Source organism: Spirillospora sp. NPDC046719 (genome assembly GCF_040645715.1).
GTDB lineage: Bacteria > Actinomycetota > Actinomycetes > Streptosporangiales > Streptosporangiaceae > Spirillospora.
Genome location: NZ_JBEYYT010000487.1, coordinates 1 through 6,437, shown reverse-complemented (window position 1 = coordinate 6,437; position 6,437 = coordinate 1). Strand labels below are relative to the sequence as shown.

General features: G+C 75.1%; 3 protein-coding genes. All 3 read left to right on the top strand.

The genetic code is table 11. From position 1 onward, the window contains the following. Positions 1-260: 260 nt before the first annotated feature. Positions 261-1,823 (top strand): sulfatase family protein, encoded by a 1,563-nt coding sequence (locus ABZ914_RS43860; protein WP_500200658.1) that lies wholly within the window; start codon positions 261-263, stop codon positions 1,821-1,823. Positions 1,824-1,875: 52 nt separating this feature from the next. Continuing rightward, entirely contained in the window at positions 1,876-3,000 is a 1,125-nt protein-coding gene (locus ABZ914_RS43855; RefSeq protein ID WP_500200657.1) for an alpha/beta hydrolase, read from the top strand. Positions 3,001-3,111: 111 nt separating this feature from the next. Continuing rightward, positions 3,112-6,399 (top strand): hypothetical protein, encoded by a 3,288-nt coding sequence (locus tag ABZ914_RS43850; protein ID WP_500200656.1) that lies wholly within the window; start codon positions 3,112-3,114, stop codon positions 6,397-6,399. Positions 6,400-6,437 lie beyond the last annotated feature (38 nt).

Genomic DNA, 6,437 nt, shown 5'->3' with positions numbered 1-6,437 from the left:
GACGGGCGCGCCCCGGCGCGGGACGTCCCGGCGGCGCAGCCGGTGCAGAGCAGCAGGGCGAGGGCCAGGACGGCGGCCGCCGCGCTCGCGGCCGCGCGGGGCGCGGGGCGGACCGTTCGCAGCCTCACCTGACCTCCCCTTCAGCCCACCCGCATGATGCCAACAAACCCCAAGTCACGCGAACCACCAGGCACCCACCCGAATCACACGTCAGGCTGGGTACCCTGCTGGCGGGGTTGTTGGGCGAGGAGAGGCGGACGTTGATCCGGGAACAGCGGTGCGAGCCGCCTTCGGCGACCCCCCGCACCCGCCGTCCCCATGCCCGCCCGGCCCGCGGCCGGACCGTCCTCGCGCTCCTGCTCACCGCCGTCCTCGCCGCCGGCCTCGCGGCCTGCTCCGGCGGGAGCGGCAAGCGGCACCGCACCGCCGCCACCCAGCCCGCCAAGAAGCCGAACATCATCTTCGTGCTCACCGACGACCTGTCGTGGAACCTCATCGCGCACATGCCGCAGGTGCAGAAGATGCAGCGGGACGGCCTGACCTTCGACAAGTTCTTCATGGCGGACTCGCTGTGCTGCACGTCCCGGGCGACCATCTTCACCGGGCTCTACCCGCACAACACCAAGGTCCGCACCAACTTCCCGCCGCTCGGCGGCTACCAGGTCTTCCAGCAGAACGGCGGCGAGCGGAACTCGTTCGGGCCCGCCCTGCAGAAGGCCGGGTACCGGACCGCGTTCCTCGGCAAGTACATGAACGGCTACCTCCCCGGCGACAAGCAGGGCGGCGCGCGCCCGTACGTGCCGCCCGGCTGGAGCGAGTGGTACGTCGCGGGCAACGGCTACCCCGAGTACGACTACAACCTGAACGAGAACGGCCGCCTCATCAACTACGGCCACCAGCCGCAGGACTACCTGACCGACGTCCTGGCGAACAAGGGCACCGACTTCGTGCAGCGCGCCGGCGGCTCGTCCAAGCCGTTCTTCATGGAGATCTCCACGTTCGCGCCGCACGGCCCGTTCGTGTCCGCGCCCCGGTACGCCGACAAGTTCGCCGGCCTGAAGGCGCCCCGGTCGCCGGCGTTCAACGAGAAGGACGTCCGCGACAAGCCGTCCTGGCTGCGCAAGCACCCCAAGCTCGGCAAGGGCGCGATCGCCCGGATCGACGAGGGGTTCCGCGACCGGGTCCGGATGGTGCAGTCCGTCGACGACATGATCGGCCGCATCCGCGGCGAGCTGGCGACGCTCGGCATCGACCGCGACACCTACGTGGTCTTCGGCTCGGACAACGGCTTCCACATGGGCGAGCACCGGCTCGCCGGCGGCAAGATGACCGCGTTCGACGTCGACATCCACGTCCCGTACGTCGTCACCGGGCCCGGCGTCGGCGCGGGGCGCCACGTCGGCGCGTTCGCGCAGAACACCGACCTCGCCCCCACCTTCCTCGGCCTCGCCGGGCTGCCCGCGCCGCCGGGCACCGACGGCCGGTCGCTGGTGCCGTTCCTGCGCGGCGAGACGCCCGGCGACTGGCGGCAGGCGGCGCTGATCGAGCACGTCAAGCCCGCGCCGTCGCGCGACGACCCGGACCGGCAGGACTCCGCGCCCGGCGCGCCGACGACCTACAACGCGATCCGCACGAACGACGCGCTCTACGTCGAGTACGCCGACGGCGAGCGCGAGTACTACGACCTGGCGCGCGATCCGAACGAGCTGGACAACGCCGCGAAGCGGCTGCCCGAGGAGCGGCGGCGGCGCCTGTCGGAGCAGCTGAACGCCCTCGTCCGGTGCTCGGGGGAGAGCTGCGCGTCCGCGGGGCGGGCCCAGTGAGCCGGACCGGCTCGGCCGGGCCCGGCGGCCCGACGAAGGGGGAGCACGACCCATGCAGCTGACCGGCACGGCCTTCGTGGTCCTCGTCTGCCTGCTCGCCGTGGCGGCGCTGGCCGGCACGCTGTGGGCGCTGCCGAGGATCACCGGCCGCGGGCCCGGCGCGCAGGCCGCCCGCGGCGGGCTGCTGGTCGGCTGCCAGCTGTTCATCACGCTCGCCCTCGTCACCGGGATGAACGCCTACTTCCTCTTCTACAACAGCTGGAGCGACCTGCTCGGCCGGCTGGACGGGCCCGTCGCCGTGCACGGCGCCAAGGCGGGCCAGGGCGCCTGGTCGGGCGGCCCGCTCGCGCGGACCGTCTCGCCGCTGTCGGTGAAGCAGGGCCTGCACGACCCGGAACGGGACGGGCGGCTGGAGCAGACGACGATCCGCGGCGCGCGGACCGGCCTGCAGGTGCAGGCGTTCGTCTACCTGCCGCCGCAGTACTTCCAGCCGCAGTTCAAGGACCGCCGGTTCCCGGTGGCGCTCGTCCTCGCCGGCTACCCGGGCGACCCGCGCGGCATCATCGAGCGGCAGGCGATGGTGAAGCTCGCCGCCAAGGACATGCGCAACGGAACGATCCAGCCGACCGTCTACGTCATCACCCGGACGATGGTCGCCCCGCCGCGCGACACCGAGTGCACCGACGTGCCGAGCGGGCCGCAGTCCCTCGCGTTCTTCGCGCAGGACGTCCCGAAGGCGCTGAGCGCGACCTACCGGCTGGCGTCCGACGAGCAGGGCTGGGGGGTGATGGGCCAGTCGACCGGCGGCTACTGCGCGGTGAAGCTGGCCATGATGCACTCCGACCGGTTCGCGGCGGGCGCGTCCCTCGGCGGCTACCTGCACGCGATCAAGGACGCGACGACCGGCGAGCTGTACGGCGGCAGCCCGAAGGTCCGCAACGACAACGACCTGCTCTGGCGGGTGCGGAACCTGCCGTCCCCGCCGACGTCGGTCCTGCTGGCCTCCAGCAAGGTGGAGAAGGGGTACCGGCAGGCGCAGCAGTTCATCCAGGCGGCGAAGCCGCCGCTGCGGGTGGACACGCTGTTCCCCGACGACGGCGGCCACAACTTCGGCACGTTCACCCGGCTGACGCCCGAGATCATGCAGTGGATGAACGGCCGGCTGAAGGCCGGGTGACGGCGGTACGGTCCGCAACGCGGCCCCCAGGGGCGAATGCCCCATTATCATCGCTCACGACCATCTGACACGCGGGCGACGTGTACGTGACCTCAGGCTGGGAGTGCGGGCGTGACTTCGACCGGAAAGCAGGACGGCGACCACGGGCCCGGGCAGGGCGAGGTCGAGCGTCCCGACGCCGGGCGGCCGGGGCAGGCGCCGCCGCCTCCCCAGTGGCTGGCCGAGCAGGGCCCGTCCGGCGCCACGCCGCTGCTGCCCGAGCCGGCGGAGCAGCCGCCGCCGTTCGGGGAGCCGCTGGCCGAGCCGGAGGACGACGAGTCCGACCGGACGGTCAGCGACATCGACATCAGCGGGATGATGCGCACGCAGGTGTTCTCGACCGGGAACCCGGGCGGGGGCGAGGGCGGCGGCGGTGAGCCCGCCGACCCTCCGCCGCTCCCGCCGTTCCCCGGCGCGCCTGCCGCCGCGCCCGTCGGCCCTGCCTCCGGTGGCCCGGGTTCCGGTGACCCGGCTTCTGGTGAATCGATCGGCGACCAGACCATCCTGGACGCCTCCGCCTGGCTCGGGAACACGGGCCGCGACGACGACGAGGACGAGGAAGCGGACGTCACCCGCGTGGAACGTCCCGCCGCCTCCCAGCAGCAGCCGGCCGCGCCGCAGCCGCCCGTCCAGCCTCCGGCGCCGCCGGGCCCGCCGCCCTTCGCGCAGCAGCCGCCGGCCCCGCAGCCGCCCGCGCCGTTCCCCAACGCCCAGGACGCCCCCGCGCCGCCCCCGGCGGCGCCCGAGCCGTTCCCGTGGGCACAGGAGATCCCCGGCAACCCGCACGCCGCGCTGCCGCCCACGCCCCAGCCCGCCCCGCCGCTCCCCGGCCCCGGGCAGCCCGGCCCCGCGCAGCCCGCGCACGAGCCGTTCCCCTGGGCGCAGGAGATCCCGGACAACAAGCCCGTGCTCGGCGGGCCCGAGCCGTTCCCCTACGCCCAGGAGATCCCGGGCGTCCCGTCGCAGCAGTTCCCCGGGCCGCAAGCGGCGCCGCTCGGCCCGCCCCTCACCCCGGCGCCCCCGACCATCGACGAGCCGTGGCGCACCGAGCCGAAGAAGAAGGGCGCGAAGCGGTCCAAGAAGCCGATCCTCATCGGCGTCGCCGGTCTGGCGGCCGTCGCCGTCCTCGCGGGCGGCGGCTACTACTTCGTCTCCCAGAGCGGCGGTGACGACGACGGCGGCTCCGCCGCGGGCGTCCGGCTCGCCGGGTCGCTGTTCGCGGCCGGGCAGGGCGGCCACGACGGGCTCGACCAGCGGCTGACCGACGTCGCGGCGGCCGGCTCGACCGTGGTGGCCGTCGGCGCGGAGTCCGGCGTGGCCGGCTCGCGCCCCGAGTTCCTCGTCTCCTCCGACGGCGGCCGGACCTACACGTCCGCCGAGGTCAAGGGCACCGGCGGCACCCCCGACGACACGCCCCGGCTGGTCGGCGGCGGCGGGCACGGCTGGGTCGCGATCGGCGCCGGCACGGCCGGCCCCGTGCTGTGGACGAGCCAGGACGGCAGGAGCTGGACGCGGCAGCCCGACCAGGCCGCGCTGCCGTTCGGCGGCCACACGCGGGTGAAGCAGGTCATCGGCACCGGCGACGGGTTCATGGCGATCGGCGCCTCGTCCAAGAAGGGCGACTTCAGCGACGCCGAGCCCGCCGTCTGGACGTCCGGCGACGGCGCGAGCTGGGCCATCAAGAGCGGCGGCCAGCTCGGCCTGCCGGTGCGGAACGGGCAGCTCACGCTGGTCACGGCGGCGGCGTCCGGGAACGCGGTGGTCGTCGAGGCGATCCACGCGCCGGACCCGAAGAAGCCCGCCCGGTTCCGCCGCACGTTCCGCTCGGAGGACGGCGGGAGCACCTGGGACACCACCGAGGTGCCCGCGCCGAAGGGCACGCACGGCCTGATGGTCGGCGGCGGTCCCACCGGATTCCTCGCCATCCGCGAGATCAACGGCCCCTACGGGCAGGCGTTCACGTCCAAGGACGGCAAGACCTGGACGAAGGCCGGGCAGCTCAAGGCGTCCGGCTACCGGAGCGTCTCGACCGTGCTCGGCGACGCGAACGGGTTCGCCGCGGTCGTCGTGCGGGGCCGCGACCTCCTGGTGTCGCGCAGCGCGGACGGCAACACCTGGCAGGACGCGGGCTCCGTCCCGGCCCAGCCCGGCCGCACGGTGCGGTCGTCGGCGTCGGCCGCCGGGCAGAGCGTGGTCGTCGGCTTCCAGAACGGCGGCGGCGATCAGAACGCCATGCTCACCGTGCTGGACGCCAAGGGCGCCGAGGTCCCGGTCGACCTGGCGAAGGTGCCGGGCGCGGTGCGCCGCGACCACACCGTCACCGCGCTCGGCTCCGACGGCGGCAAGACCGTCGCGGTGGGCAGCGCGGGCGGCGAGGCGGCCGCGTGGGTCTCCGGCGACGGGAAGACGTGGACGCGGGCGCAGGGCGCCGGCGCCGCGTTCTCCCGCCCCGGCGGGCAGCGGCTGCTCAGCGTCGCCGCGGGCAGGCAGGGGTGGCTCGCGGTCGGGTTCGACCGGGCCGCGCCGCACCAGCCCCTCGTCGTGACCTCGTCCGACGGCTCGGGCTGGCAGGCCGCGGACGGCGCGGACGCGTTCCGTCCCGGCCGGAACCAGCTCGCGACCTACGCCACCGCGGCGGGCCCGGCCGGCTACGTGATCGTCGGCGAGGACGGCGCGTCCGCCGCCACCTGGTTCTCCGCCGACCTGAAGACGTGGGAGCGCGGCAGGGGCGTCGGGAACAGCGGGCTGAACGCGCTGCCGAACTCCGACCGCTGGCTGCGCTCGGTCGCCGCGGGCGGCTTCGGGTTCGCGGCCGCGGGCGGCCTGCGCGACCCCGCCGCCAAGGCCGCCACCGCCGACCGGCCGGCCGTGTGGACCTCGCAGGACGGCAAGCAGTGGACGCTGAAGCAGCTTCCGCTGCCGTCCGGCACGACGGACGGCTCGCTGACCCAGGTCAGCGCGCAGGGCAACACGATCGTGGCGGCCGGTGAGGGACGCACGCCGTCCGGCACGGTCGCGCTCGGCTACGTGTCCGCCGACGGCGGCCGCACCTGGAAGGCGGTGCAGCTCCCGTCGCCGGGCGGCGCGAAGTCCGTGCGGGTCACCGCGCTGGCCGCGACCGGCGCCGGGTTCTCCGCGGCGGGCACGACGGGCGACGCGGGCTCGGCCGACGTGGTGGCGTGGAAGTCCGCGGACGGCGCGTCCTGGACGGTCTCGACCCCATCCGGCAAGGGGCTGGCGGGCCCCGGCGACCAGGAGATCACCGGGCTGGCGGCGGCGGGCGGGACGCTGCTCGGCGTCGGCGGCACCGCGGACAGCGACGGCCAGCAGCCCGTCCTGTGGAGCCGTCCGGCCAAGTAGGAGCGGAAGCCCGGCGGGCCCGGCCGGTGGCGTCGGCC

Excerpts from the sequence above, each read along its gene's own strand:
- ABZ914_RS43855 (WP_500200657.1), top strand. The coding sequence starts at position 1,876 with ATGCAGCTGACCGGCACGGCCTTCGTGGTCCTCGTCTGCCTGCTCGCC.